Origin of the sequence: Pseudonocardia sp. TRM90224 (genome assembly GCF_021245725.1) — a bacterium.
Taxonomy (GTDB): domain Bacteria; phylum Actinomycetota; class Actinomycetes; order Mycobacteriales; family Pseudonocardiaceae; genus Pseudonocardia.
Genome location: NZ_JAJGSX010000049.1, coordinates 16,087 through 42,069, shown reverse-complemented (window position 1 = coordinate 42,069; position 25,983 = coordinate 16,087). Strand labels below are relative to the sequence as shown.

The following is a 25,983-nucleotide window of genomic DNA, read 5'->3' as shown; positions in this document are numbered from 1 at the left end:
CTCTAATTAGAGCACGAACTCTAACTCGAGTGCTGTCACAAATCCGCGAGCTGCCCTGTCCTTGCTCGCGAACCTGCAAGTCGGATGAAGGGGAACGTCGTGAAGGTCGTTGTGCTCGGTGGGACAGGACTGATCGGGTCGAAGCTGGTGGCGAGGCTGGGCGAGCACGGCCACGAGGCGGTCCCGGCCGCTCCGAACACCGGTGTGAACACGCTGACCGGGGAGGGCCTCGCCGAGGTGCTCGCCGGGGCGGACGTCGTGGTGGACGTGACGAACGCGCCGTCGTGGGAGGACGACGCAGTGCTGAACTTCTTCAGGACCTCCACCACCAACCTGCTCGACCACTCCGCGAAGGCCGGGGTCGGGCACTACGTGGCGCTCTCGGTGGTCGGGACCGACCGGCTGGCCGAGTCGGGGTATTTCCGCGCGAAGATCGCGCAGGAGAAGCTGATCCGCGAATCGGGGCAGCCGTACTCGATCGTGCACGCCACCCAGTTCTTCGAGTTCGTCACCGGACTCGCCGACATCAGCATGGCCGAGGACGGCACGGTCCACCTCCCGCCGGTGCTGTGGCAGCCGATCGCGGCCGACGACGTCGCCGCGGGCGTCGGGCGCGTTGCGGTGGGCGAGCCGCTGAACGGGATCCAGGAGATCGGCGGGCCCGAGCAGTTCCGGCTCGACGAGCTCGTGCGCACGGGCCTCGCGGCCAAGGGCGACCCGCGCAAGGTCGTCGCGGATGAGCAGGCCCGCTACTCCGGGGCGCTGATCGGGGAGCGGACCTTGGTGCCGGGGTCGGACGCGCGGCTCGGGGAGATCACGTACGAGAAGTGGCTCGCGCAGCAGCAGTAGGCGCCGGGGGCCCGGGGGAGGGCAGGAAAGCCACTTTCAGGCCCTGTGAGGGCAGGAAAGTGGCTTTCCTGCCCTCGTGGCGCGGGAGGCGGCCCTCAGAGGATGCGCGGCTCCAGGTCCGGGTCGGGCATGTCCGCGTCGAAGGGGAACGTCGGGCGGCGGATGCCGTGGTGGCCGAGGCGCAGGAGGTCCTGGTCGACGCCGCCGGGGGTGAGGGCGAGCAGCCAGTTGGCGGCGATCGCGTACAGGCCCGGCTCCAGGTAGCCGATCTTGGTGACGACGATGTCGTAGGCCGTCACGTCCAGCCCCACCTCGGCGAACTGGGCCGGGTCGTGGAACGCCGTGCGGCGCGCGGTGATCACCGCGTCGAGCCCGCCGACCGTGATCACCGCCGCGGTGGGGGAGACGAACCGCAGGCGGCCGTCGAGCTTGACCTGGCCGAGCCCGCTCCCGAAGGCGTCCCCGACGGTGACGCCCACGTCGTCGCCGACGGCGTGCTCCTGCAGTGCCGCTACGGCGTCCGGGTCGGTGACGCTCGCGCAGACCGCCGAGGGCAGGTCGCGCGCGAGCAGCCGCCCGAGCGTCCAGGCGACGTCGTCGGCGCCGCCGGCGCCGGGGTTGTCGCCGGAGTCGCTGATCAGGAACGGGCGGGCGGGGCTCGCCAGCGCCGCGTCGACGCACTCGTCCAGCGTCCCGGTCGGGGCGACGAACGTGAACTCGTGCCGGACCCGCCAGTAGTGCTCGGCCAGCTCGCGGGCCCCGGCCCGGACGGCGTCGGCGTCGTACCCGGTGACGACGACCGCCGCGTGGCAGCGCGGCTCGTCGGCCCACGCGTACCCGACCCACACCGCGGCGTCGAGCACACCGTCCCTGGCCTCGATCCCGGGCACCGCCGCGTAGAGCGCCGCGGCCGGCTCGACCCGAGTGCTCGTCTTCTCCCCGGGCAGCAGCACCGGCACCGGCACCCACGCCTTGACCGGGCGCGTACCTGCGCGGAGCGCGGTGACGAGGTTCCGCGCGGCCCGCTCGCGCGTCTCCCACGTGTCGACGTGCGGCGCGGTCCGGTAGCAGGTGAGCAGGTCCAGCGTGCGGGCGAAGCCCTCTGAGACGTTGCCGTGCAGGTCCATGGCCGCCGAGAGGAACGCCCGCGGCCCGACCACCTCGCGCACTGCCGTCACGAGGTCGAGCTCGGCGTCGACGAGCCCGTCGACGCTCATCGCGCCGTGCAGGTCGAGCAGCACCCCGTCCAGCGGGCCCGCTTCGCGCAGCCGGGCGAGCAGGTCGGCCTTGAGCTCGGCGTACGCCTCCGCGTGCAGCGCGCCGCCGGGCAGCGCGCGGGCCCTGAGCACCGGCACCCACTCGGCCGCCTCGGCGAGCTCGTGGCCGGGCCGCGCCCAGTCGTAGATGTCGAGCAGCTCCTGGCCGGTGAGCACCGTGAAGTCGCTGACGGAGCTGCGGTGCGGGCAGAACGTGCTGCTCTCGATCGCGATGCCGAGGATCCCGATCCTCATGCCGGGCCTCATGCCGGGAGACCCGTCAACGCGACCTGCGCGGCGAGCGCTGCCGCGCCGCGTGCGCCCGCATCCTTGCCCGATGTCACGACTCCCACCTCCAGGTGCTGCGTGACCAGCGGCAGGCAGCGCTCGTAGAGCGCGCCACGCACCGCGGCCACGAAGGCCTCCAGCGACGCCAGCCGGCCGGCCAGCACCACTACGTCCGGGTTGACGAAGTTCACGACGGCGGCGAGCACCTCGCCGAGCAGCCGGCCCGCCGTGCGGACCGCGGCGATCACCTCGGGCTGGGCGTCGTCGCAGAGCCGGGCCAGCTCGCCGGTGTCGGCGACCTCGATCCCGTTGCCCTGCAGCACCTTCACGATCGCCGCGCCGCTGGCGACGGTCTCCAGGCAGCCGGTGTTGCCGCAGCCGCACGGGATGTCGGCGCCGGCGTCGACGCGCACGTGCGTGATGTCGCCGGCCACCCCGCCCGCGCCGCGGTGCACCGCGCCGGAGGTGACCAGCCCGCACCCGATGCCGGTGCCGGCCTTGACCACGACCATCGTCGCGGTCCGGTTGGCGCGGACGGCGACCTCGCCGAGTGCGATGAGGCTCGTGTCGTTGTCGACCGCGACGGGCAGCCCGAGCCGCTGCGCGAGCCGCTCGCGCAGCGGGAAGTCCTTCCACCCGGGCATGCGGGCGGGGACGCGCACGGTGCCGGCGGGGAACTGCACCGGCCCCGGCAGTCCGACCCCGACCGCGAGCAGTCGCTTGCCCTGGTCGAGCGCGAACCGCTCGACGTGCAGCGCCAGCGCGTCGAGGCCCACCTCGGGGCCTGCGGCGATGTCGAACGGGAACTCGCCGGTCTGCAGGACCGTGCCTGCGAGGTCGAGGGCGAGCAGTCGCAGGTGGCGCGCCCCGACGTCGACCCCGACCACGATGCCCGTGCCGGCCGTCGTCAGGACGCGGGGTTTGCGACCGCCGCGCGACGGGCCGTCGCCGGTCTCGGCCAGCAGACCGGCCGTCATCAGCTCCGCGACCTTGGTCGACACCGTGGAGGGGGCCAGGCCCAACTCCTTGGCCAGCTGCGATCGTGACGTCGCGACGCCCGTCGCGACGAGGTCGACGATGCGCTCGGATACCTGCACGGACCCCTCTTCGCTCGGAGATCGACGAACGTTTCGCCGTGAAGCTAGCACCTTCGAGGGCCGACACGGCCAACTTAGTTCGAATCATCGCTTGTCTTAGTTCGAAGTTGTGGTTTAGCGTGCCGCCCATCGATCCAACGGTGGGGAGCTGCAATGGCTGTTCGGAGCAGGGTGCTGGTCGCGGTGCTCGCAGCGGCGGGCATCGTCCTGGCCGCGTGTAGCGGCGGGCCCGCAGGTCAGAGCGGGTCCGGCCCGAGCGACTCGGCCACGTTCGCGCTCCCGCCGAACGCGACCCCGAACTGGATCCTCCCGATCGGCATCCCGGGCCACCTCTCCGGCATCAACACCGCCGTCAACCGGCTGATGTGGCCACCGCTCTACACCTACGCCGGCGACGACGGCTCGCTCGCCTTCGACGAGAAGGCGAGCGTCGCGAACAAGCCGGTGTTCTCCGACGGCGGCAAGACCGTGACGATCACGCTGAAGGACTACACGTGGTCGACGGGGGCGAAGGTCACCGCCCGCGACGTCGAGTTCCACTTCAACCTGATCAAGGCGAACAAGACGAAGTGGGGCAACTACTCCAAGGGTCGCCTCCCCGACAACGTCGTGTCGTTCATGATCGTCGACGACAAGACGTTCACGCTGACGCTCGACAAGGTCTACAACACCGACTGGTTCGCCGAGAACCAGCTCACCCAGACGCTGCGGCCGTTGCCGCAGGCCGCCTGGGACAAGACCAGCGCCGACGGGCCGGTCGGCGACTTCGACCGCGACCCGGCCACCGCCGTGCAGGTGTTCGACTTCCTCGTCGAGCGCTCCAAGCAGATCGCCGAGTACGACAAGGACCCGCTCTGGCAGGTCGTCAGCGGGCCGTTCCGCGTCACCGAGTACTCGCCGCAGGGCCAGGTGACGCTCACGCGCAACGACAAGTACACCGGGCCGGACAAGGCGACCCTCACCACCGTCTCGCTGAAGCCCTTCACCAGCGCCGACGCCGAGTACAACGTGCTGCGCACCGGCCAGCTCGACTACGGCTACATCGCGTCGTCCAACCTCGGGCAGACCTCCGCGCTGGAGCAGCAGGGCTACACCGTCGAGCCGTGGCAGGGCTGGGCGATCACCTACATCCCGTACAACTTCAACAACCCGAAGGTCGGCCCGATCTTCGCCCAGCTCTACGTGCGGCAGGCGATCCAGCATGCGATCGACCAGCCGTCGATCGCGAAGAACATCTGGCGCGGCAGCGCCGCCCCCGGGTACGGCCCGGTGCCGCAGGACGAGAAGTCGCCGTTCATCTCCGACGCGCAGAAGGCCAACCCGTACCCGTTCGACATCGCCAAGGCCAAGGCCCTGATCACCGGGCACGGCTGGACGATCGGCGCCGACGGCGTCGCGACCTGCACCTCGCCCGGCGCGGCCGAGAACCAGTGCGGTGCGGGGATCGCGGCCGGCACGCCGCTGCGGTTCGAGCTGCTCGCGGAGAGCGGTTCGAAGGAGACCGACAACACGATGTCGGAGCTGAAGTCGTCGCTCTCGCAGATCGGCGTGGCGATCGACCTGAAGCAGGCGCCGCTCAACACCGTGCTCGGCAACAGCAAGCCGTGCACGCCCGAGCAGGCCGAGTGCTCCTGGCAGCTGTCCTTCTTCGGCACGCAGGGCAGCTGGTACTTCCCGGCCTACCCGAGCGGCGACCGCATCTTCACCACCGGCGCCACGTCGAACCTCGGCAGCTACTCCGACCCCAAGGCCGACGAGCTGATCACGCGCTCGACCCAGAGCGACGACAGCGCGGCCATGCGCGAGTACGGCGAATACCTGACGCGCAACCTCCCGGTGATCTGGCTGCCCAACCCGGCCTACCAGATCTCGGCGACGAAGACGTCGCTGCAGGGTGTCGAGCAGGACCCGCTGGTCGGGATGTCGCCGCAGCGGTGGTCGCGAAAGTGATCCCCAAGTGACCCGTTACGTCGGGGTGCGGTTGCTGCAGGCGATCGTGGTGATCTTCATCGTCGTCCTGATCGTGTTCTTCCTGCTGCACCGCATCCCCGGCGGCCCCGCCCGCGGCATCCTGGGCCAGCAGGCGACGCAGCAGCAGATCGACGACTTCAACCACGCGCAGGGGTTCGACCTGCCGCTGCCCGTCCAGTTCGGCCGCTACCTCGGCCAGATGGTGACGGGCGACTTCGGCGACTCGTACGTGGAGAACCAGCGGGTCGGCGACCTGGTCGCCGACCGACTGCCCAAGACGCTGGTGCTCACCGGCCTCGCGACGCTGCTGGCGCTGCTGGTCGCGGTGCCGCTGGGGGTGTTCCAGGCCGTGCGCCGCGGGCGGGCGTCCGACCACGTCCTCTCGATGGTCAACTTCGTGCTCTACTCGACGCCGGTCTTCTTCCTCGGCTTCGTGCTGATCATCGTGTTCGCGCAACGCATCCCGCTGTTCAGCGCGCAGGCACCGCAGGGCGGCACGCTCGTCGAGATCCTGTCCGACCCACGCGGGCTGGCCCTGCCGGTGATCACCGCGGCGGCCGGGATGATCGCGGTGTTCAGCCGCTACCTGCGCTCCTCGGTGATCGACAACCTGCACGAGGACTTCGTGCGCACTGCGCGTGCAAAAGGAGCGAGCGAGCCGTACCTGCTGCGCAAGCACGTGCTGCGCAACTCGCTGACGGCGATCGTCTCGATGATCGGCTACTACATCCCCGTCGCGTTCGGCGGCGCGCTCGTCGTCGAGCAGATGTTCAACTACCCGGGGATGGGGTTGCTGTTCTGGAACGCGGCGCAGCGCTCGGACTTCCCGGTGCTGCTCGGGGTGGTGTTCGTGATCGCGGTGGCGACGGTGCTCGGCTCGCTGCTCGCCGACATCGCCCAGCGGCTGATCGACCCGCGCACCCGGAAGGTGACCCCGTGACGGCCCCGGCGCGATCTTCGGCGGACGAGCGGCTGCTCGCGTTCCGGCGCAACAAGCTCGCGCTGGTCGGCGCGGCGCTGCTGGTCCTGCTCGTGGCGTTCTGCTTCCTCGGCCCGCTGGTCTACGTCACCGACCAGGTGCACACCGTGCTGGAGGCGGCCCGGCTGCTGCCGGGGGAGCAGGGGCACCCCCTGGGCACCGACGACCTCGGCTACGACGTGCTCGGCCGGCTCATGGCGGCAGGGCAGACCTCGCTCGTGATCGGGCTGGCCGCGGGCGCGCTCGCGACGGTGATCGGCACGGCGTGGGGCGCGGTCGCGGGCTTCTACGGTGGCTGGCTCGACGCGGTCATGATGCGGGTCGTCGACGCCGGTATCGCGATCCCGGGCCTGTTCCTGCTGGTCGTGGCCGCGACGCTGGTGACGCCCAGCGTGCCCGTGCTGATCTTGGTGATCGGCCTGGTGTCGTGGCTGGTGCCGGCGCGGCTCATGCGTGCGGAGTCGCTCGCGCTGCGCAGCCGCGCCTACGTCGAGGCGATGCGGCTGGCCGGCGGCACCGGGCTGGGCGCGATCCGCCGCCACATCGTGCCCAACGCGATCGGCACGGTGATCGTCAACGCCACCTTCCAGGTCGCCGACGCGATCCTGCTCGTCACCTACGTCAGCTTCCTCGGGCTGGGCATCCCGCCGCCCGCGGCGAACTGGGGCGGGATGCTCTCGGGCGGGCTCGCCTACTCCTACGACGGGTACTGGTGGCTGATCTTCCCGCCCGGCCTGCTGATCGTGCTCACCGTCTGCGCCTTCACGTTCATCGGCGACGGGCTGCGCGACGCCTTCGACGTCCGGTTCCGGGAGCGCGCATGACACCGGTCGTGGAGTTCCGCAACCTGTCGGTGCGCTTCGGCGACACCGAGGCCGTCTCCGATGTCAGCTTCGCCGTCGAACCCGGCGAGATCGTCGCGATCGTCGGGGAGTCCGGTTCGGGCAAGTCCGTCTCGGCCTTGACGACGCTGGGCCTGCTGCCGAGCACGGCGAAGGTCTCCGGTGCGGTGTCGCACGCCGGCGTCCCGATCACGTCGATGACCCCGGCGCAGCTGCGTGACCTGCGTGGCAACGGCATCGCGATGGTCTTCCAGGAGCCGATGACGGCGCTCAACCCGCTGCTCACGATCGGCACGCAGGTGGCGGAAGGGCTGCGCCTGCACCGCGGGATCTCCCGCGCCGAGGCCGCGCGCGAGGCGCTGCGGTTGCTGGAGCTGGTCGGCATCCCTGAGCCGGAGCGGCGGGTGCACCAGTACCCGCACGAGCTGTCGGGCGGCCAGCGGCAGCGCGTCGTGATCGCGATGGCGGTGTCGTGCGACCCCGAGGTGATCGTCGCCGACGAGCCGACCACCGCGCTGGACGTCACGGTGCAGGCCGAGATCCTCGCGCTGCTGCGCCGCCTGCGCGACGAGCTGGGCACCGCGATCGTGCTGATCACCCACAGCATGGGGGTGGTGGCCGAGCTCGCCGACCGCGTGATCGTCATGTACCGGGGCGAGGTCGTCGAGGACGGCGACGTCTTCGAGCTGTTCGAGCACCCGCGGCATGCGTACACGCGGTCGCTGCTCGACGCCGTGCCGCGGTTCACCAAGGACGTGCGGCCGGGCCCTGCGGCGGGGGAGGGCCCGGCCGCGCTGCAGCTCGACGGCGTGGTGGTCGACTTCGGGCGCTTCCGTGCCGTCGAGGGCGTCACGCTGGAGGTGGCGCCGGGGGAGATCCTCGGGCTGGTCGGGGAGTCGGGCAGCGGCAAGACGACGATCGGGCGGGTGGCCGTCGGGCTCGTGCGGCCGTCGGCGGGATCGGTGCGGCTCTTCGGCACCGAGCTGAACGGCCTGCGTGGCGCGGCGCTGCGTACGACCCGGGCCAGAGCGGCGATGGTCTTCCAGGACCCGGCGTCGTCGCTCGACCCGCGGATGACCGTCGGCGACACCATCGCCGAGCCGATGGTGCTGCAGAAGGTCGGGGACCGGCTCTTGCGGCAGCGCCGGGCCGCCGAGCTGGTCGACGCCGTCGCGCTGCCGTCGGACGCGTTGAGCCGCTACCCGCACGAGCTCTCCGGAGGGCAGCGCCAGCGGGTTTCCATCGCCCGCGCGCTCGCGCTGGACCCCGGGCTGCTGATCGCCGACGAGCCGACCAGCGCGCTCGACGTGTCGGTGCAGGCGACCGTGCTGGAGCTGCTGCGGTCGCTGCAGCGCGAGCTGGGCTTCTCGTGCCTGTTCATCAGCCACGACCTCGCCGTCGTCGACGCGCTGGCCGACCGGGTCGCGGTGATGCACCGCGGTGCGGTGGTGGAGAGCGGCGAACGCACCGCGGTCTTCACCGAACCGCGCGACGACTACACGCGGGCGCTGCTCGCGGCCGTCCCGGTGCCCGACCCCCGCGCCCAGCGGAAGCGATGAGGCGTCAGCGGGTCAGCGCACGCAGTTCGGCGACGGCCGCGGCGTCGGTGGCGAAGCGGTCGTGGCCTGCGGGGACGCCGATGCCCGGGTACCCGCTCGCTGCGCCGATCGGCGTGCGGGGCGCGGCGTGCACGGCCGTGACACCGGTCTGCTCGAGCACCGCGCGGACGTTGTGCGGCCGGATCCCACCGCAAGCCATGATCGTCGGGCCGCCGATGGTGCGGCTGTGGTCGACGAGCGCGGCCACGGCCTCCACGTCGATCGCGGCGGGCCCGCCGGAGGTCAGCACCCGTTCGACGCCGATCTTCGCCAGCGCGTCGAGCGCGTCGAGCGGGCGGGTGAGCTGGTCGAACGCGCGGTGGAACGTCACGTACGCGCCGCGGGCGGCCTCGACGAGGCCCGCGGTCGCGTCAAGATCGATGTCATCCCCGTCGAGCGCGCCCACGATCACCCCGGAGGCGCCCGCGGCGACGGCATGGCGGATGTCGGCCCGCATCAGCGCGAGCTCGGCCCACGAGTACGCGAAACCGCCTGGTCGCGGCCGCACCAGCACGTGGACCTCGGCGGTGTCGGCTTCGGCCACGGCCGCCTCGACCAGCCCGATGCTGGGTGTGAGCCCGCCCTCGGAGAGGGCCGAGCAGAGCTCGATCCGGTCGGCGGCAGCGGCCGTGACGACCCCGTCGAGGGTCTCCACGCTGATCTCGAGCTGGGCCACGGGAGTCACTGTATTGAGCCATCCGGAGCCGCTGTGCACGGCGTGCGGGTTGGCGGCGTTGGGTATCACGGCGATCGGGAGTGCGGAATGAGTTGGCTCGGCATCGACATCGGCGGCACGAAGATCGACATCGTGCTGTGCGACGACGAGCTGCAGGTGCTGGACGCGCTGCAGGTCTCGTCGGATGCCGGGCTCGGCGGCGACCGGATGCTGGACAACGCGATCACCGCGGCGCACCGGCTGGCCGAGCGGACTCAGCCGACCCAGAGCGCGGTGCGTGGGGTCGGCGTGGCGGCGGCGGGGGTGATCGACCCGGCCACCGGCGAGGTGGGGCTGGCCAGCTCGACGTTCCCGCGGTGGTCGGGCCGCTCGCTGGCGACCGAGCTCGGGGCGCGGTTCCGGGCACCCGTGACGGTCGACAACGACGCCAACGCGTTCCTGTTCGGTGAGGCGCTGGCCGGCGCCGCCACCGGGCACCCCGACGTGCTCGCGATCGCCGTCGGCACCGGCGTCGGTGGCGCGATCATGCTGCGCGGCGAGATCTGGCGGGGCGCGCGCGGCATGGCGGGGGAGATCGGGCACACGCCGGGCCACGGCGACGAGATCTGCACGTGCGGGGCCGTCGGACACCTGGAGACGATCGCCGCGGGCCCGTCCATCGTGCGGCGCTACACGGCGCGGTCCGGGGAGCGTCATGGCGTCGCGGAGATCGCCCGGCTCGCCGCGGCAGGCGACGTCGTCGCCCGCGGTGTCCTCGACGACGCCGGAGCGGCGATCGGCCGGGCCGTCGGGATGGCGGCGGTGCTGTTGGACTGCCCGGTCGTCGTGCTCGGCGGGGGCGTGATGCGGTCGTGGGCGCTGATGGAGGACGCCTGCGCGGCCGCGCTGCGGGCCTCGACGCTGGGCGGCGGCGTGGGCATCACGGTCCGCCTCGGGGAGCTCGGACCGCGCGCGACAGCGCTGGGCGGCGCGGCGCTGGCCCGCAAGGCAGGCCGGCGTTGACCGTCGACAACGACGTTCTGGCTGTTGTTAGCGCTCACAAACAGCCATTTCGTCGTTGTCGACGCTCAGCCCGGCGCGCGGAACCCGGCCGTTTCCGACGGGCGCTCGCCGAAGCGCGAGCCGTAGTAGCTGCTGAACCGCCCCAGGTGCACGAAACCCCACCGGCACGCGACGTCGGTGACCGTTTCGGTCGTGTCCCCCATGCGGATGCGCATGAGGTCGCGTCGCACCCGGTCGAGCCGCAGTTCCCGGACGTACTCCATCGGGGTCATGCCGAACTCGGTGCGGAACAGGCGCTGGATGGTCCGCAGGCTCGTGTGCGCGGCGGTCGCGATGTCGGCGGCCACGATCGGGTGCGCGAGGTTCGCCTCGCAGAACTCGACGGCACGACGGAGGGTGCGCAGGCCCGGCAACGCCTCGTCGCGGGTGAGCGTGCCGGTGAACGTGTGCGGCTGCACGTCCAACAGGCTCTGCACCAGCGCGCGTTCGAGGTGGGCCGAGCCGAGCGGCGAGCGGGCCAGCACCCCCGTCTGTGACATCTCGGCGTAGCTGTGCAGCGTCCGCAGCCATGCCGCTGCCGCGGGGTCCTCACCGTGCAGGATCGGGTCGAAGACGAGCCGCCGGTTCGGGACGTCGCCCAGCCGGCCGCGCACCGCTTCGTCGATCAGCTCCTGCCCGACGAAGAACAACCACTTCCGCGTCGTCCGGTGCCGGGTGTCGAGCTCCTGACCGGGCGACGTCACCGTGAACGACGACGAGGAGAGCTGCCGCCGGTCGACGGCGACCTCGTTCTGCCCGGCGAAGCCGACGGCGACGGTGTACCGCTGGGTGCTCGTCGCCCTGATCCGCAGCTGCGGCTCGACCTCCCACTGCATCAGCCCGATCCTGCTGCCGGCCGAGTCGGCCGACCCGGCCACGCGCGAGAGCCGGTACTCACCCGTCGTCGAGCCGGACAGGTTGAGATCCACCATCGACGGCGAGACGTGCCGGCTCAACGCGTGGCGCACCACGTCCAGGTCGGAGGTGGCCAGCAGCGGTGCGCACGACGGCTGTATGGACACAACAGGACATTCTGCCTGCTGACGCCGCCCGGCGCGGGCTCGGAGTCAGGTGACCTCGAGGTCGTACTCACCGGTGGCGCGCAGCCGCGCCGGCAGCCCGGCGACCACCAGCTCGTAGGAGTGGTGCACGAAGTCGAGCAGGTCGTCGTCGGGCACGGAGCCGTCGAGGACGACGGTGTTCCAGTGGCGTTTGTTGGTGTGGTAGCCGGGGGTGACCGCCGGGTAGTGGTCGCGCAGCAGCAAGGCACGGGCCGGGTCGCATTTGAGCGTGAGCTGCGCCGGCGCGGCCTTGCGCCGATGCAGGGCGAACACCTTCCCGGCGACCTGGTGGCCGGCGACCTTGTACACGAACACGTCGGGCCCGAACGGCTCCCCGACGGTGGTGTGCGGAAGGCCGATCAGGACCGCGGCGAGCTCCTCGTCGGTCATCGGGACATCCTGCACGACCCCACCGACAGAAACTCCACCGACAGAACTGTGGCTATGCGACCTGCACGCGGTTGTCGTGGAAGACGGCGCCGCCGCCCATGTCGGTGTCACGCTCGTCGACGGTGGCGTTCACACCGTCGCCGCCGAGCAGCTTGGGCCAGTGGCCCTTGGTGGTGGCGACGACGCCGGGCCGCACCCGGTCGGTGATCTCCGCGGTCGCGGTGAACTCCCCACGGTCGTTGAAGATCCGGACGGGTTGCCCGTCGCTGATCCCGCGCGCGGCGGCGTCGGTGGGGTGCAGCCGGATCCGCGGGCCACCCGCGCGCCGCTGCTGCCGCGGGTCGTTGCCGAACACCGTGTTGAGGAAGTAGTGCGACGCGCCCGCGATCAGGACGAGCGGGAAGCGCGCAGCGAGCCCGGGGTCGTCGACCTCCGCGGACGGCGTGAAGCCGGGCAGCAGCCCGTGTCCGTCCGCGGCGGCCCGTTCCGAGGTGAACTCCAGCTTCCCCGACGGCGTCGGGAACCCGTCGCTGAACGGCCGCGGCCGTTCGATCCGCGCCCAGCCCCTGGCGCGCAGCTCGTCGAAGTCGATCCCCGACCCGTCGAGCAGCTGCCGGCCCATCTCCTCGTCGGTGTCGGCGATGCACGGCTCGTCCAGCTTCATCCGCTCGGCCAGCCTGCGCAGCGTCTCGGTGGTCGGGAGGCACTCGCCCGGAGGCGCGACGGCGGGCTCGTTCCAGGAGAGGTAGAAGTGCCCCCAGCCGGCGTGCAGGTCGGCGTGCTCGGTCTGCATGGTCGACGGGAGCACGATGTCGGCGTAGTCGACGGTCTCGGTCGGGAACTGCTCCATCACCACGGTGAAGAGGTCCTCCCGCGCGAGCCCGCGCCGCACCCGGTTCTGGTCGGCGACGCTCGCCGCCGGGTTGGCCGCGATCACGAAGAGCGCGTGCACGGGCGGGTCGCTGCGGTCGAGCAGACCTTCGGCGAGCCGGGTCATCAGCAACGTGCGCGCCGGGCGGGCGCGCAGGTCGTCGCGCTCCACCGCCGCGGTGTTCAGCGGGAACCACGCGCCGGTCGAGTACGTGAGACCGCCGCCGACGCGACCCCAATCGCCCGTCACACCCGGGATGCAGGCCAGCGTGCGCAGCGCCATGCCCCCGCCGGCGTGCCGCTGCAGGCCCATGGTCGCCCGGATCGCGGTCGGACGCGTGCGCGCGAGCCGCTCGCCGAGCGCGACGATCGTCGCCTCCGGCAGGCCGGTGATCGCGGCGACCCGCGCGGGCGGGCACTGCCGGATCTCCTCGCGGAACGCATCCCAGCCGACGGTGTGCGCGGCGAGGTACTCGCGGTCCTGCGCGCCCATCTCGACGACGACGTGCAGCAGCCCGAGCGCGAGCGCTGCGTCGGTGCCGGGGATGGGCGCGATGTGCTCGTCGGCCTGCTCCGCCGTGCGGGTGCGGATCGGGTCGATCGCGACGACGTGCGCGCCCTCGCGCTGAGCGGCCTGGACGAACTTCCAGAGGTGATGTCCGCTGGTCAGCGTGTTGGTGCCCCACAGCATGATCAGCCGCGCGTGCTGGATCTCCTCCGGGTCCATCCCGCCGGAGGTGCCGACCGTGTAGGTGAGGCCGGTGCCGCCCGCCTTCGAGCAGATGCCGTACGGGTCGTGCCGCGAGGCGCCGAGCACGTTCCAGAAGCGGGCGAACGCGCCGCCGCCGAGACCCTGGACGTATCCCATCGTGCCGGTGCCGTAGTACGGCCAGATCGACTCGCCGCCGTGCTCGTCGATCACGCCGGTGAGCCGCTCGGCGATCTCGTTAAGGGCTTCGTCCCAGGTGATCCGCTCGAAGCGGCCCTCGCCCTTGCGGCCGACCCGCCGCAGCGGATGCAGGAGGCGATCGGGTGCGGTGGTGTGCTCCAGGTAGTTGTTGACCTTCACGCACAGCGCGCCGCGGGTGAACGGGTGGTCGCGGTCGCCGCGCAACGCCACGGCGGTGCCGTCGCGGACGGTGACCGTCCAGCCGCAGGTGTCCGGGCAGTCGAGCGGGCAGGCGCCGCGGACCACGGTCTCCGCCGGTCCCTTCACCACGCCCGGCGTTCCTTGCGGAAGGCGTCCTTGCGCAGGATGCGCCCGTCGCGCACGAGGAAGAAGTCGCAGCCCCGGACGCTCTCCTCGCCGTCGGACGTCGGCCAGGTGAACGTCCACGCGATCGCCGCCCGGTCGCCGTCGATGATCGCCGCGGTCCGTTCGTACCGGCCGCCGGGGAACTTCGCCATGTACTGCGCGACGCCTTCGCGGATCGCCGCTTTTCCGACGAACGCGGTGCCGTCGAGGTCGTCGCCGAACGACCCGAGGTAGACGGCGTCGTCGTCGACGAACGCGAGCACCTTCTCGAGGTCGCCGTCGCCCCACGCGGCCGAGAACGCGTCGAGCATCTCCAGGGTGTCGCTCATGCATCTGCCTCCAGTCGGGTGTTCAGGTACGCGTCGATGTCGGGCTCGTCGGCCGCGTACACCGTGTCCAGCCAGACCTGCCGTTCGAACCCGATGACGGCGAGCTCCCACGTGCAGGCGGTGAGCCCGTCGGTGACGGGCCGCAGGTCGAACGACGACGGGTCGCCGCTGCCGTAGAGGTGGTGGTGGAGCAGGTGGCCGTCGACCCACCAGTCGACGAGCGCCCAGGCGCTCTGCGCGCCCTGGTGGACGGTGAGGAACGCGATGCCGTGGCGCCCGCCGTCGGTCGGCGTCGGGAGCCGATCGCGGGCGACCGCCTTGGCCGCTGTCACGAGCTCCGGGTCGGGCCGCTCGCCGACGGCGGTGATCCCGTAGATCTTCACCCGCCAGCCGTCCACGGGCCACAGCTCGAGGAAGCGGATCGGGCGAGTGCGGTACGACATGGCGGCTCCCAACTAGAGCGCTCGCTATATTAGAGCGCTCGTCATAGTTGTTGGTAGGCTGCGCGCATGTCAAGACAGGATCTGTCCGGCAGCCGCGACCGGCTGGTCGACGGCGCGCTGCGGCTGATCTCGCGGCAGGGCTACGAGGCCACCGTCGTGAAGGAGATCGCGCGCGAGTCGGGCGCGCCCATGGGCTCGTTCTACTACCACTTCCCGGGCGGCAAGGAAGAGCTCGCGGCGGCCGCGATGCGCCGCGGCGGCGACGACGTCAAGGTGAAGTTCGCGGCCGCGCTCGCGGCGCACGAACGGCCCGGCGACGCCCTCGCCGCCTGCGCCCTCCTGCTCGCCGACGGGCTGGAGGACACGGAGTGGCAGGACGGCTGCCCGGTCGCGACGACGGCACTGGAGACCATCGGCCGGTCCCCGAGGCTGCAGGCGGCGGCCGCCGAGACGTTCGCCGCCTGGCAGGAGCTGTTCGCGGAGCACCTGCGCGGGTCGGGGCTCGCGGCCGACCAGGCCGACGAGCTGGCCCTCACTGCACTCTCGCTGATCGAGGGGGCGGAGATGATCTCCCGCGTGCGCGGGTCCCGCGAGGCGCTGGAACGGGCGGCCGACGCGCTGCGAGTGCTGGTGGGGGCCGCCGGGCGGGGGTGAGGCCTGGTCGACCGGGCTGCGGTGCGCGGAGGGCAGGAAAGCCACTTTCCGGCCCTCACAGGGCATGAAAGTGGCTTTCCTGCCCTCGCGTGCGGGACGCACGCATTTCGCTGGAGGTCTCGCCACCAGGCGCCGCGAACAGTGGACTTTCCTCCACTGTTGCCCGGGCCCGGCGGGCGCTTCCATGGGAACCATGCACGCCACACCACTCATCGACCGCATCGACGTCCCGGCCTCGACGGGGCGGGCGGTCCGCGTCGCCGCGGGCCAGCACGTCCGGATCGTCGACGTCGAGGGCAGCCAGGTCGGCGACGTGTTCGTCGTCGTCCCGGGCGCCGACGGGTCGTTGGAGCACCACAGCGCGTCCCACACCCGGGGGGTGACGAACCGGCTGTTCCCGGCGGTCGGGGAGTCGTTCGTGACCGATCGGCGGCGCCCGGTGCTCACGCTGGTCGAGGACACGTCGCCGGGCGACCACGACATGCTGATCGCCGCCTGCGACCCCGAGCGCTACGCGGCGCTGGGCGCGCAGGTGCACCGCTCGTGCTCCCAGAACCTGCGTGAGGCGCTGGCCGACGTGGGCATCGGGTTCGCCGGGCCCGCGCCACAGCCGATCAACGTCTTCATGCGCATCCCCGTCGACGCCAAGGGCGATCTCAGCTGGCTGTCGGCCCGCACGGCGCCGGGCGACGCGATCACGTTCAGGGCCGAGCTCGACTGCGTCGTCGTGGTGTCGGCGTGCCCGCAGGACCTCATCGACGTCAACGGCGCCGGCCCGACCCCGCTGGCCATCGAGATCCGTGCAGGAGAGCAGTCATGAGCACCAGCTCCCACCCCGCCTTCAGCAAGATCGAGTTCGCCGGGCACGTCCTGCCCAACCGCTACGCCGTCGCGCCGATGACCCGCGTCTCCGCGACCCCCGACGGCGTCCCGACCGCCGACATGGCCGAGTACTACGCCGCGTTCGCCGAGGGCGGCTTCGGCCTGGTGATCAGCGAGGGCACCTACACCGACACCGCCCACAGCCAGGGCTACCTCAACCAGCCGGGGCTGGCGTCGCCCGAGCACGTCGATGGCTGGCGGCACGTCACCCGGCGCGTGCACGAGGCGGGCGGCGTGATGATCGCGCAGCTCATGCACGCGGGAGCGATCTCGCAGGGCAACGCCTTCGGCCACGGCACGGTGGGGCCGTCGGCGGTGACCCCGCTCGGCGTGATGATGGAGGAGTACGGCGGCGAGGGGCCGTGGAGCGCCCCCGCCGAGCTGTCCACGGCCGGTATCGACGAGGTCGTCGCGGGCTTCGTGGCCGCCGCGCGCAACGCGCTCGCGGCCGGATTCGACGGCGTGGAGCTGCATGCGGCCAACGGCTACCTGCTCGACCAGTTCCTGACCGTCTACACGAACCAGCGCACCGACGCCTACGGCGGCACGGTCGAGAACCGGGCGCGGCTGACGGCGGAGATCGTCACGGCGGTCAAGGAGCTGGGTGCCCTGGTGGGGGTCCGGCTCTCGCAGACCAAGGTGAACGACTTCGAGTACCGCTGGCCCGGTGGCCACCGCGAGGCGGAGACCATCTTCACCGAGCTGGCCGCCGCCGGCGCCGACTACCTGCACATCGCCAGCGAGGGCCGCAACTGGATCGACACCGCACGGCTGGCGAGCGGGACGACAGTCACCGCGCTCGCGCGCTCGGCGACTGGCCTGCCGGTGATCGTCAACGGCGGTATGCACGACCCGGTGCAGGCCGGTGAGGTGCTGGCCGGCGGCCACGCCGACATCCTGTCGATCGCCCGCGGCGCCCTGGGCGACCCGCAGCTGCCGCGCAAGCTGGAGGCGGGCGAGACACCGATCCGCTTCGACTCGACGATGCTCTCGCCGTCTGTGACGCTGGCGAACGTGCGGCGATGGCGGAACGGGAGTTGACCGTGAGCGGGTCGAGCTGGCACGGGTCGAATTGGCACGGGGGCGCGGCGGCGGTCGCCACGCTGACGTTCGACGTCGACGCCGAGACCCCGATCCTCGCCCAGGGCCGCGGCTACGCCGGCCACATGTCGACGATGTCGCACCAGTCCTACGGCCCTGACGTGGGGGTTCCGCGGATCCTGGAGATGCTCGACGAGCTGGAGGTGCCGGCGACGTTCTTCGTGCCGGGCTGGGTGGCCGAGCAGCGGCCGGGGCTCGCGGCGTCGATCGTCGAGCGTGGGCACGAGGTCGCGCACCACTCCTACAGCCACCGCGCGCCGACATCGCTCACGCCGAAGGAGGAGCGGGCCGACTTCGAGCGGGCGCTCGCGGTGTTCGCCGAGCAGGGCGTCGAGATCAGCGGGTACCGCGCGGCGCTCTGGGAGGCGAGCTGGTTGACGCCAGAGCTGGTCGCGGAGCACGGCCTGCTCTACGACTCGTCGCTGATGGCCGACGATCGGCCCTACCGGCTCGCGACGGAGTCGGGGCAGGAGATCGTCGAGCTGCCGGTGCACTGGTCGCTCGACGACTGGGAGCAGTACGCGTTCCTGCCGGCGCCGCAGGTCGGATCGGTGATCACGGCGCCGTCGACGGTGCTGGCGATGTGGCGCGACGAGCTCGACGCCATGCGCCGCTACCGGTGCCTGTTCAACCTGTGCGTGCACCCGTTCCTGTCGGGGCGGCCGGGCCGGATCGTCGCGCTGCGCAGCCTGATCGAGTTCGCGCTCGACCGCGGTGACGTCCGGTTCAGCCGTTGCCGCGACGTCGCGGCCGCTGCGATGGCGGACCCCGAACTGGCGACGCGCCGGCCGCGCCCGCCGAACGTCGACCCGTCGGTGTTTCCCGAGCATCCGTAGATTGGCTCAGTGCTGACGATCCGGGCTCTGGTCGAGGACGCGAGCCTGGAGCTGCGCGTGCTCGCCGAAGGGGCGGGCGGGGCGCTGGACGCGCCGGTCCTGTGGGTGCACAACACGGAGCTGCCCGACCCCTCCCCGTACGTCAGGGACCGCGAGCTGGTGCTTACCAACGGGCTGTGGCTCGACGAGGCGACGCCGGCGGAGTTCGTCGAGCGGATCGCGTGCGCGTCCGGGCTCGTCTTCGGTCTGCGCCCGGAGATGCCGTTGACCCCACCGGAGCTGGTGCGGGCCTGCGAGGACGCCGGGATGGCGCTCGTGGAGATCTCGCCGCGGGTGCCGTTCACCGCGATCTCCATGGCTGCCGCGGCGCTGACTGCGCGGTCGCGGCAGGACGAGCTGGTCGGGATGCTGCGCCGGGGCGAAGCGCTCGCCGACGCGATCGCGCACGGCGCCGGCGCCACCGGCGTGCTGGACGTGCTGCGCTCCGAGCACGACCTGCCGCTCGTCGTGGTCGACCGGATGGGCCGGCAGCTCGCCGCCACCTCGGGCACCGGGCTGGACGTCGACGAGCGCGCCCGCGTCGCGGCCGCCCTGGCGATGCGGCCGCCACCGTTGGAGATCGACCTGGGCGGCCGGCTTGCCGCGTTGTACCTGGTCGGCGCGATCGGCGACGTCGACGCCGGCCTGCTCTGCCTGCGCTCGATCGCGCAGCTGGAGGCGGGGGAGCGCAGCGCCTTGGAGCAGAGCGCGCGGTTCCTGAGCGTCGAGGTGGCCAAGCGCCAGGCCGTGCAGGCGATCGAGTCGCGCTTCGCGGGCGAGGTCATCGACATGATCCTCTCCGGGATGCAGCGCGCGAACGAGCTGGAAGGCAGGCTGCGGGCGTTCGGGATCGACCCGACCGGCCCACTCGTCGTCTTCGCGATGGGCGTGCGCGGGGCGCAGGACGGGCGCGCCGACCACCCGGGCTGGGCGGGGGCCGCGGACGCCGTGGCCGACGCGTTCCTGGCCGACGGGATCCCCGCGGTCGTCGTCGGGGGCAGCCAGGACGTGGTGGCGGTGCTGCCGTGGCGGGGGCCGCCGGAGGGCCTGCCCGAGCTGGGCCGGCGGGTGCTGGACGCCGTGCGCCGGCGGCTGCCCGATGTGCACCCGGTGCTGGGTCTGGGCGAGCCCGCGCCGGACTCCACGACGTTGCAACAGTCGCTGGTGCAGGCCCGCGACGCGTGCGCCGTGCTGCGGCGCCGCACCACGGCCCCGGACATCGCGCGGTTCGCGGAGCTGGGGACCCACCGGCTGATCCTCGGGCTGCACAGCCCGGCCGAGCTGCGCGGGTTCGCCGCCGGCGTGATCACGCCGCTGCGCGCCCACGACGAGAGCCGGGGCGGCAAGCTCGAACGCACGTTGCGCACCTTCTTCGAGCACGACGGGCACCTCGCCGCCACCGCCGCAGCGCTGTTCGTGCACGTCAACACGCTGCGCAACCGGCTCGACAAGATCGCGGAGCTGACCGGGCGCGACCCCGGCCGGATCGAGGACCTCGTCGACCTCTACCTCGCGCTCGAAGCCGACGGGATGAGCTGAACCGACGGTCGGTGTGTGAACCTCCACCGACATCGGTGCAGGTCAGGACGTTCCGCCAGTGTTCGCGGCCCACCGCGGCTGGTTCGGTCGGTGCATCACAACGGCGCTCGTTCGCCGAGCCATCAGGGAGGCCACCGATGTCCCCGCCCACAACCACCCCGCCCTCGACCCCCGATGCCGTCCCGTTCGACCGCCACGGGATCGAGCCCATCCCCGACGGCGCGCGCGACTCCACGCCGATGGAGCAGTTCTGGATCTGGGCGGGCGCGAACATCGCGCCGATCAACTGGGTGCTCGGCGCGCTCGGCGTGACGCTGGGCCTCTCGCTGGTCGAGACGCTCGTGGTCGTCGCGCTCGGCAACGTCGTCGGCTGCGCCGTCTTCGGTGTGTTCAACGTGATCGGCCACCGCACGGCCGTCAACCAGATGGTGCTGGGCCGGGCGCCGTTCGGGCGGCGCGGCGCGGTCGTGCCGGGTGTCGTGCAAGGCGTGCTGACGATGGCGTGGGTCGGGGTGAACACCTGGGTGGTGCTCGACCTGGTGCTCGGCATCCTCCGCCAGCTCGGCCTCGACGTCGGCCTGGGCACGAAGTACCTGGTCGCCGCCGTGATCATGATCCTGCAGCTGGTGCTCGCGCTGTACGGGTTCTACGCGATCCGCAGCTTCGAGAAGTACACGGTGCCCGTGACGGTGGCGCTGATGGCGGTCATGACGGTACTGGCGCTGGCCGGCACCGACGTGGATTGGACGCGGGGGAGCGACGCGGAGGTCGACAAGGTCACCGCGATCACCCAGCTGCTGACGGCGATCGGGGTCGGCTGGGGCGTGTCGTGGATCCCGTACTCGGCCGACTACAGCCGTTTCGTGCGGCCGTCGGCGAGCCCGCGGTCGGTCTTCTGGGCGTCGGCGCTGGGCATGTACCTGCCGACCGTCTGGCTCGCGGCGCTCGGCGCGTGCCTGGCGAGCGGTGGCGCGAGCGCCGACCCGTCGGCGCTGGTGATCAGCACGTTCGGTGTGATGGCGATACCGGTGCTGCTGCTGATCATGCACGGGCCGGTCGCGACGAACATTCTGAACCTGTACTCGTGCTCACTGGCGGCGCTGTCGATCGGGATCACCGTGGCGCGGTGGAAGCTGACGCTCGTCGCGGGCCTCGTCGCCTCGGCCGTGCTCGTCGTGTTCGTCCAGGCCGACAGCTTCGCGCTCGCGTTCGACCACTGGATGGTCTCGATCCTGGTGTGGATCAGCCCGTGGGCCGCGATCGTCCTCGTCGACTTCTGGGTGGTGCGCGGTGGACGGCTGGACGTCACGTCCCTCTACGCGCCGGCGGCGGCCTCGCCCCACGGCTCGACGAACGTCGGCGCGCTGCTGTGCCTCGGTGCCGGCATCGTTGCGGGGTGGAGCTGGCAGTTCGGGCTGGTGCCGGCCATGCAAGGGCCCGTCGCGACCGCGATGGGCGGGACCGACCTGTCGTGGCTGTCCGGCTCGCTGGTGGCCGGCGGGCTGTACTTCCTGCTCACTCGACAGCAGGCACGACGGGCGGGGAGCCACTGGACGCCGGCCCCGGTCGTCGCCGACGATCATCCGCGTGGACGCTGACCGCCCCGCCCGGTACGTCGAAGCCCTCCAGACGTTCGTCGGCGCGCCCGACCCGGTGGAGCAGAACTGGCCGCTGGCCCTGTTCCGCCAGGTCAGCGCCGAGGTGCCGGCCTACCGCGCGCTGCTGGCCGAGCGCGGGATCAGCCCGGACGCGGTGCGCACCATGGCCGACTTCCGGGCGCTGCCGATCATCGACAAGGCGTCCTACCACAGCCGGTACCCGCTGCCGCTGCTCTGCAGGCACGGCCGGCTCGACGCCAACGACATGATCGCGGTGTCGTCCGGGTCGAGCGGCACCCCGACGATCTGGCCGCGGTCACCCGTCGACGAGCTGGCGGTCACGCCGCGGTTCGAGCAGGTGTTCCGCGACGGGTTCGCCGCGCACGAGCGCAGCACGCTCGCGGTGGTGTGCTTCCCGCTCGGCACCTGGGTGGGCGGGCTGTTCACGCTCGCCTGCCTGCGACAGCTGACGATCAAGGGCTACCCGATCACCGTGGTGGCCCCTGGCAACAACAAGGCCGAGATCCTGCGTGTGCTCCCCGAGCTCGCGCCGCACTTCGACCAGACGGTGTTGCTGGGCTACCCGCCGTTCGTCAAGGACGTCGTCGACACGGGCGTCGCGGCCGGGATCGACTGGCTGGCCTACGCGGTGAAGCTCGTGCTAGCAGGTGAGGTGTTCAGCGAGGAGTGGCGGAACCTGATGGCCGAACGCACCGGCATGCGCGACCCCGTGCGCGACGTCGCGTCGCTCTACGGCACCGCCGACGCCGGGGTGCTCGCCACCGAGACACCGCTGTCGGTGTCGATCCGCCGGTTCCTCGCCGGTCGCCCGGACCTCGCCCGCGAGCTGTTCGGCGACTCCCGCCTGCCCACGCTCGCCCAGTACGACCCGGCGAGCCGCTTCTTCGAGACGCACGAGGGCACGCTGCTCTTCACCGCCGACAACGGGATCCCGCTCGTCCGCTACCACATCGCCGACGAGGGCGGGCTCGTCGCGCATGCCGCCATGCTCGACTTCTGCGCGGCGAACGGCTTCGATCCCGAGGACGCCGGGCCGGACCTGCCGTTCGTGTTCGTCTTCGGCCGCTCGCTGTTCACGGTGTCGTTCTTCGGGGCGAACGTGTACCCGGAGAACGTGACCGTCGGGCTGGAGCAGCCGGAGGTGAGCTCGTGGGTCACCGGCAAGTTCGTGCTGGAGACCGTCGAGGACGCCGACCGCGACCGGGTGCTGCGGGTGACCGTCGAGCTCGCCCCGGGCCGCACGGGCGATGCCACCGTGCTCGCCGCCTCGGTGCGCGACCAGCTGGTGCGGCTCAACAGCGAGTACGCCCACTACGTCCCCGCCGAGCGCCAGCTGCCGGAGGTCCGCCTGCTCCCCGCCGGCGACCCCGAGTACTTCCCGGTCGGCGTGAAGCACCGCTACACCCGCGGTGGCTGAACACCCGCCCAAGTTCCCCACCGTTTTGCCAACCTGCACGGCCTCCAGGGTGTGCAGGTTGGCAAAACGGTGGGGAAGTTCGTGGCTCAGAGCGTGAAGACGTGGCCCTTCCGCGGGTCGGCGTTGCCGTTGAGGAACGCGTCGTACGCGCCACCGAGCGCGTCGGCTCCGCTGCCGGACTCGATCTCCAGCAGCTGCGGGAGGCGGTCTGCGAAGGCCGCCCAGGCCGCGCCGACCTGCTGCTGGAAGCGGCCCGCCCCCAGCTCTGCGGCGCGTTGCTCGCCGCGGGTCGGGGCGAAGAAGAACTCCGGGGTCGGGCCGGGGAGTTCGCCCCCGCCGAGCCCGCCGCTCTCCCAGTGCGTCGCCCCTACCGCGATCGACGCCAGCAACGCATCGGCCGCGTGCTCGTGCACGGCCTGGCGCACCGCGGGCGAGCCGGCCATGTCGACGAAGACGACGCCATCCTCGACCGGCAGCGTCGACACCTCGTCGTAGGTCAGCACCTGGTCGTAGCACCCGAGGCCCCGGGTGAACTCCAGGTTGGCGGGAGAGGTGAGGCCGACGACGGCGGGTCGCTCGCTGCGCGCCGCCAGCTCGAACGCCGTCGAGAACGCCGTCTTGCTGGACGCGCTGGCGAGCACGACCGCGCCTGCGCCGTGCCAGCCGGCCTCTTCGAGCTGGTCGGCGAGCAGCCATCCCGTCATGAACAGCGGCCGCATGATGGCGTTCACGTCGTCGTGCGCGGGCGCGAAGCCCAGTTCCGGCAGAGCGCGCAGGTAGCGGTTGTAGAACACCGCCAGGTCGGCGCGGGCGGGCGACTGCTCGACGAACCCGGCGGCGTCGACGTGCGGCCGCATCGTCACCGTGCTGGACATCGGGAGGTAGCCGTAGAACCGATCGCCGACCGCGATTCCGTCGACACCCGATGCCGTGACCGCGCCGAATCCCCAGATCGGGATCCGACCCCAGCCCTCCGGGGCCGCGAAGAACCGCCAGTAGCCGAGCTGGTCGCCGAACGCGCCGTAGGTGATGTTGTTCGCGGTGAGGCCGAACCGCTCCACCCGTAGCTGGATCTCGCCGGCCGCGGGGGCGGGTGCGGGGTCGCTCTCGACGGTCCGCCAGACCCGCAGGTCGTCGCGCCGTACCAGGAAGTCGGTCACCACGCCGAGACTAGTTCTCCAGGCAAGCGCTCTGTAACGGGCGCGCGCAGGCGTCGATATGTTGCTCGGGCGAGACGTGCCCGCAGGTCAAGTGCCTGCGGGCAGTTTTCGTACCTACGGCAAATTTTCCTGGGGGGAACATGAGCGTCGACGGTCCGCCGTCTTCACAGCAAGGCTTCTGGGCGCGCTACCGGAAGCGTCTGATCAGTGCACTACCGATCATCGTCATCGGTGCCGGGTTCGTCATTTACCGCTTTGTCGCAACGGCCAACGGGATCAGCGGCGCCGAGGTCGGCGCCTGCGCCGCGATCGTCGGCACCGGGAGCAGCGCCAGCTACGAGGTGCGCGACTGCGGCGATCCGCAGGCCACGCTCACCGTGCTCGCCCAGCTGCCGCGGGCCGGCGACTGCCGCACGGTGGCCGGCGCCGAGCAGTCCACCGTCGACGGCCGCTACGCCAAGCTCACCTGCTTCGGTCCGAAGGGTGTCGACCCGGCCACCTCGCTCAACACCGCCGCGGCGGGGGAGTGCCTGACCGAAACCGGCGCGGAGCGGAGGCCGTGCTCCGATCCGGCAGCGGCGTACACGATCTTGAAGCGGGTCGACGCCGTGGCGGAGGACGCCGTCGACCGCTCCTGCGACGGCGTCGAGGGTGCCACTGGCCTGTTCCCGATGGGCTGGACCGAGAGCTCCGAGGTCGCCGGTGTCGAGGTGTCCAACGGCAAGACGGACTACACCGTGCTCTGCGTGGGTGCCAAGTCCTGAGGCGATAGCACCGTCGAGAACGACGCTATTGCTGTTCGGCTACCGCAGAATCAGCAATAGCGTCGTTCTCGATGTGCAACCCCGCGTTGGCCCGGTCCGCCAGCAGGAGCGCCCCCAGTGCGACGACGTGGTCCGCGTCCTCGGCCCGCCGCACTGAGCATGCCTGCCACAAAGGCGGCAGCGACGTCTGCTCCGCGACGAGGAGCGCCGCGTCGAGGTATCTGTCGTACTTCAACGTCCCGCCCGCCAGTGTGATGACCTCCGGGTTGAAGAGGTTGACGACTGTGGCGATCGCCAGTCCGAAGGCTTCGCCTGCGGAGCGAACGATCTCCGTAACGCGCACGTCTCCTGCAGCCAGAGCCGCGTGCACCTGCGTGGCCGGCATGCCGGCCGCCGCGACGATCGCGAAACCACCGGCGATCTGGTCGAGCCGGCGGATGCCGTTCGGTGTGGGCATGGGCACGCTGCCGATCTCGCCCGCCCATCCGTTGACGCCGGTCACGACGCGGCCGCCGCTCATCGCCGCCATTCCGATCGCCGTACCTGCCAGCATGATCGCGGCGGTCGCGTCCGACCGCAGGGATCGACTGCTGTGGATCAGAGCGGCACGGATGTCGTTGACCAGCACCTGCGTGACGTCCTCGCCGAGCAGCCTTCGAGGCTGCCAACCGTTGAGCTGTGGCAGCACGTCGGACATCTCGACCTGCCCGGTGTCGCGGTGCACGAGGCCCGGAACCGCGATGCCGATGGCGTCGACAGGTGTCGGCAAGTCGTCCGCGAACTGATTGATGTGGCGCTCGATCCGGGACGGGGCGATGGTCGGGCCGGTCTTGAGCAGACGCTCGCCGATCAGCTGGCCATCGGGCCCGCTGGCCAGCAGGAGCATCTTCGTGCCGCCGATGTCGACGCCGATTCGCGCAGTCAAACGGCCGCCCTTCCAGGTATCGAGCGCTCTCCTCTTTGGACTCGGGTGGGTAGCGTAGTGGTCGGTTTCGTCGAGCTGGCGTTCGGGCACGACGCGCACCCG

Annotated in this window: 24 protein-coding genes; 14 read left to right on the top strand and 10 right to left on the bottom strand. The window is 71.7% G+C overall.

Annotated elements, in window-relative coordinates; all coding sequences use genetic code 11:
• Positions 1–99: 99 nt before the first annotated feature.
• Positions 100–849 carry an SDR family oxidoreductase gene (locus tag LL648_RS37820; protein ID WP_232667716.1) on the top strand — a complete coding sequence of 250 codons (750 nt, stop codon included), beginning with the start codon at positions 100–102 and terminating at the stop codon, positions 847–849.
• Between the two features lie 95 nt (positions 850–944).
• Here the strand turns inward: LL648_RS37820 and LL648_RS37815 are convergent, their stop codons facing one another.
• Together LL648_RS37815 and LL648_RS37810 are read right to left on the bottom strand one after the other, a co-directional pair.
• On the bottom strand, positions 945–2,360 hold the full coding sequence (locus LL648_RS37815; protein ID WP_232667715.1) for a M81 family metallopeptidase: 1,416 nt from the start codon (positions 2,358–2,360) through the stop codon (positions 945–947).
• 8 nt (positions 2,361–2,368) lie between these two features.
• Positions 2,369–3,490 (bottom strand): ROK family transcriptional regulator, encoded by a 1,122-nt coding sequence (locus LL648_RS37810; protein WP_232667713.1) that lies wholly within the window; start codon positions 3,488–3,490, stop codon positions 2,369–2,371.
• A gap of 153 nt (positions 3,491–3,643) precedes the next feature.
• Between LL648_RS37810 and LL648_RS37805 the strand changes: the two genes are divergently transcribed.
• From LL648_RS37805 to LL648_RS37790, 4 genes are read left to right on the top strand one after another with little or no spacing between them, the layout of a single operon-like run.
• Entirely contained in the window at positions 3,644–5,440 is a 1,797-nt protein-coding gene (locus LL648_RS37805; protein ID WP_232667711.1) for a peptide ABC transporter substrate-binding protein, read from the top strand.
• 7 nt (positions 5,441–5,447) lie between these two features.
• The gene (locus LL648_RS37800; protein WP_232667710.1) at positions 5,448–6,401 is read left to right on the top strand and encodes an ABC transporter permease; all 954 of its coding nucleotides are present in this window, start codon (positions 5,448–5,450) and stop codon (positions 6,399–6,401) included.
• The gene (locus LL648_RS37795) at positions 6,398–7,264 is read left to right on the top strand and encodes an ABC transporter permease (RefSeq protein ID WP_232667709.1); all 867 of its coding nucleotides are present in this window, start codon (positions 6,398–6,400) and stop codon (positions 7,262–7,264) included. Before LL648_RS37800 ends, LL648_RS37795 begins: the two co-directional genes overlap by 4 nt.
• A complete protein-coding gene (locus LL648_RS37790; protein WP_232667708.1) occupies positions 7,261–8,841 on the top strand; it encodes an ABC transporter ATP-binding protein in 1,581 nt (526 codons plus the stop codon). Before LL648_RS37795 ends, LL648_RS37790 begins: the two co-directional genes overlap by 4 nt.
• Positions 8,842–8,845: 4 nt before the next feature.
• Here the strand turns inward: LL648_RS37790 and LL648_RS37785 are convergent, their stop codons facing one another.
• Complete coding sequence (locus tag LL648_RS37785; protein ID WP_232667707.1) at positions 8,846–9,556, bottom strand: copper homeostasis protein CutC; 711 nt, start codon at positions 9,554–9,556, stop codon at positions 8,846–8,848.
• An 87-nt stretch (positions 9,557–9,643) separates the two neighbouring features.
• Between LL648_RS37785 and LL648_RS37780 the strand changes: the two genes are divergently transcribed.
• Positions 9,644–10,558 carry an ROK family protein gene (locus tag LL648_RS37780; RefSeq protein ID WP_232667706.1) on the top strand — a complete coding sequence of 305 codons (915 nt, stop codon included), beginning with the start codon at positions 9,644–9,646 and terminating at the stop codon, positions 10,556–10,558.
• A 65-nt stretch (positions 10,559–10,623) separates the two neighbouring features.
• Here LL648_RS37780 and LL648_RS37775 read toward each other — a convergent pair whose 3' ends face one another.
• The 5 genes from LL648_RS37775 to LL648_RS37755 are packed head-to-tail and all read right to left on the bottom strand — an operon-like array spanning position 10,624 to position 14,945.
• Complete coding sequence (locus tag LL648_RS37775; RefSeq protein ID WP_232667705.1) at positions 10,624–11,619, bottom strand: AraC family transcriptional regulator; 996 nt, start codon at positions 11,617–11,619, stop codon at positions 10,624–10,626.
• Between the two features lie 45 nt (positions 11,620–11,664).
• On the bottom strand, positions 11,665–12,048 hold the full coding sequence (locus tag LL648_RS37770) for an MmcQ/YjbR family DNA-binding protein (protein ID WP_232667704.1): 384 nt from the start codon (positions 12,046–12,048) through the stop codon (positions 11,665–11,667).
• 52 nt (positions 12,049–12,100) lie between these two features.
• The gene (locus tag LL648_RS37765; protein WP_232667703.1) at positions 12,101–14,137 is read right to left on the bottom strand and encodes a molybdopterin-containing oxidoreductase family protein; all 2,037 of its coding nucleotides are present in this window, start codon (positions 14,135–14,137) and stop codon (positions 12,101–12,103) included.
• Positions 14,131–14,502, bottom strand: coding sequence for a nuclear transport factor 2 family protein (locus LL648_RS37760; protein WP_232667702.1), 372 nt, complete (start codon positions 14,500–14,502; stop codon positions 14,131–14,133). Before LL648_RS37760 ends, LL648_RS37765 begins: the two co-directional genes overlap by 7 nt.
• Complete coding sequence (locus LL648_RS37755; RefSeq protein WP_232667701.1) at positions 14,499–14,945, bottom strand: hypothetical protein; 447 nt, start codon at positions 14,943–14,945, stop codon at positions 14,499–14,501. Before LL648_RS37755 ends, LL648_RS37760 begins: the two co-directional genes overlap by 4 nt.
• Before the next feature lie 66 nt (positions 14,946–15,011).
• On the opposite strand from LL648_RS37755, the gene LL648_RS37750 reads away from it, so the two are divergent.
• The 7 genes from LL648_RS37750 (at position 15,012) to LL648_RS37720 (ending at position 23,032) form a co-directional block, all read left to right on the top strand.
• Positions 15,012–15,599, top strand: coding sequence for a TetR/AcrR family transcriptional regulator (locus LL648_RS37750; protein WP_232667699.1), 588 nt, complete (start codon positions 15,012–15,014; stop codon positions 15,597–15,599).
• Positions 15,600–15,792: 193 nt separating this feature from the next.
• Positions 15,793–16,419: a DUF1989 domain-containing protein gene (locus tag LL648_RS37745; RefSeq protein ID WP_232667698.1), complete on the top strand. Its 627-nt coding sequence runs from the start codon at positions 15,793–15,795 to the stop codon at positions 16,417–16,419.
• Positions 16,416–17,522 carry an oxidoreductase gene (locus tag LL648_RS37740; protein WP_232667697.1) on the top strand — a complete coding sequence of 369 codons (1,107 nt, stop codon included), beginning with the start codon at positions 16,416–16,418 and terminating at the stop codon, positions 17,520–17,522. The genes LL648_RS37745 and LL648_RS37740 overlap by 4 nt, the downstream gene beginning before the upstream one ends.
• Positions 17,504–18,418, top strand: coding sequence for a polysaccharide deacetylase family protein (locus LL648_RS37735; protein WP_232667696.1), 915 nt, complete (start codon positions 17,504–17,506; stop codon positions 18,416–18,418). The genes LL648_RS37740 and LL648_RS37735 overlap by 19 nt, the downstream gene beginning before the upstream one ends.
• A 9-nt stretch (positions 18,419–18,427) precedes the next feature.
• Entirely contained in the window at positions 18,428–19,996 is a 1,569-nt protein-coding gene (locus LL648_RS37730) for a PucR family transcriptional regulator (RefSeq protein WP_232667695.1), read from the top strand.
• A gap of 137 nt (positions 19,997–20,133) precedes the next feature.
• Positions 20,134–21,594 (top strand): purine-cytosine permease family protein, encoded by a 1,461-nt coding sequence (locus LL648_RS37725; RefSeq protein WP_232667693.1) that lies wholly within the window; start codon positions 20,134–20,136, stop codon positions 21,592–21,594.
• Positions 21,584–23,032 (top strand): phenylacetate--CoA ligase family protein, encoded by a 1,449-nt coding sequence (locus LL648_RS37720; protein WP_232667692.1) that lies wholly within the window; start codon positions 21,584–21,586, stop codon positions 23,030–23,032. The genes LL648_RS37725 and LL648_RS37720 overlap by 11 nt, the downstream gene beginning before the upstream one ends.
• A gap of 86 nt (positions 23,033–23,118) precedes the next feature.
• Here the strand turns inward: LL648_RS37720 and LL648_RS37715 are convergent, their stop codons facing one another.
• On the bottom strand, positions 23,119–24,192 hold the full coding sequence (locus LL648_RS37715) for a DUF2855 family protein (protein WP_232667690.1): 1,074 nt from the start codon (positions 24,190–24,192) through the stop codon (positions 23,119–23,121).
• Positions 24,193–24,332: 140 nt separating this feature from the next.
• Here LL648_RS37715 and LL648_RS37710 point away from each other — a divergent pair, with 140 nt between their 5' ends.
• Complete coding sequence (locus LL648_RS37710) at positions 24,333–24,956, top strand: LppU/SCO3897 family protein (RefSeq protein ID WP_232667689.1); 624 nt, start codon at positions 24,333–24,335, stop codon at positions 24,954–24,956.
• A gap of 25 nt (positions 24,957–24,981) precedes the next feature.
• Here the strand turns inward: LL648_RS37710 and LL648_RS37705 are convergent, their stop codons facing one another.
• The gene (locus LL648_RS37705; RefSeq protein ID WP_232667688.1) at positions 24,982–25,971 is read right to left on the bottom strand and encodes an ROK family protein; all 990 of its coding nucleotides are present in this window, start codon (positions 25,969–25,971) and stop codon (positions 24,982–24,984) included.
• Positions 25,972–25,983 lie beyond the last annotated feature (12 nt).

Coding starts and splice junctions, on each gene's coding strand:
- LL648_RS37815 (WP_232667715.1), bottom strand. CDS start 2,360: ATGAGGATCGGGATCCTCGGCATCGCGATCGAGAGCAGCACGTTCTGC.
- LL648_RS37805 (WP_232667711.1), top strand. CDS start 3,644: ATGGCTGTTCGGAGCAGGGTGCTGGTCGCGGTGCTCGCAGCGGCGGGC.
- LL648_RS37790 (WP_232667708.1), top strand. CDS start 7,261: ATGACACCGGTCGTGGAGTTCCGCAACCTGTCGGTGCGCTTCGGCGAC.
- LL648_RS37780 (WP_232667706.1), top strand. CDS start 9,644: ATGAGTTGGCTCGGCATCGACATCGGCGGCACGAAGATCGACATCGTG.
- LL648_RS37770 (WP_232667704.1), bottom strand. CDS start 12,048: ATGACCGACGAGGAGCTCGCCGCGGTCCTGATCGGCCTTCCGCACACC.
- LL648_RS37760 (WP_232667702.1), bottom strand. CDS start 14,502: ATGAGCGACACCCTGGAGATGCTCGACGCGTTCTCGGCCGCGTGGGGC.
- LL648_RS37755 (WP_232667701.1), bottom strand. CDS start 14,945: ATGTCGTACCGCACTCGCCCGATCCGCTTCCTCGAGCTGTGGCCCGTG.
- LL648_RS37750 (WP_232667699.1), top strand. CDS start 15,012: ATGTCAAGACAGGATCTGTCCGGCAGCCGCGACCGGCTGGTCGACGGC.
- LL648_RS37745 (WP_232667698.1), top strand. CDS start 15,793: ATGCACGCCACACCACTCATCGACCGCATCGACGTCCCGGCCTCGACG.
- LL648_RS37740 (WP_232667697.1), top strand. CDS start 16,416: ATGAGCACCAGCTCCCACCCCGCCTTCAGCAAGATCGAGTTCGCCGGG.
- LL648_RS37735 (WP_232667696.1), top strand. CDS start 17,504: ATGGCGGAACGGGAGTTGACCGTGAGCGGGTCGAGCTGGCACGGGTCG.
- LL648_RS37725 (WP_232667693.1), top strand. CDS start 20,134: ATGTCCCCGCCCACAACCACCCCGCCCTCGACCCCCGATGCCGTCCCG.
- LL648_RS37710 (WP_232667689.1), top strand. CDS start 24,333: ATGAGCGTCGACGGTCCGCCGTCTTCACAGCAAGGCTTCTGGGCGCGC.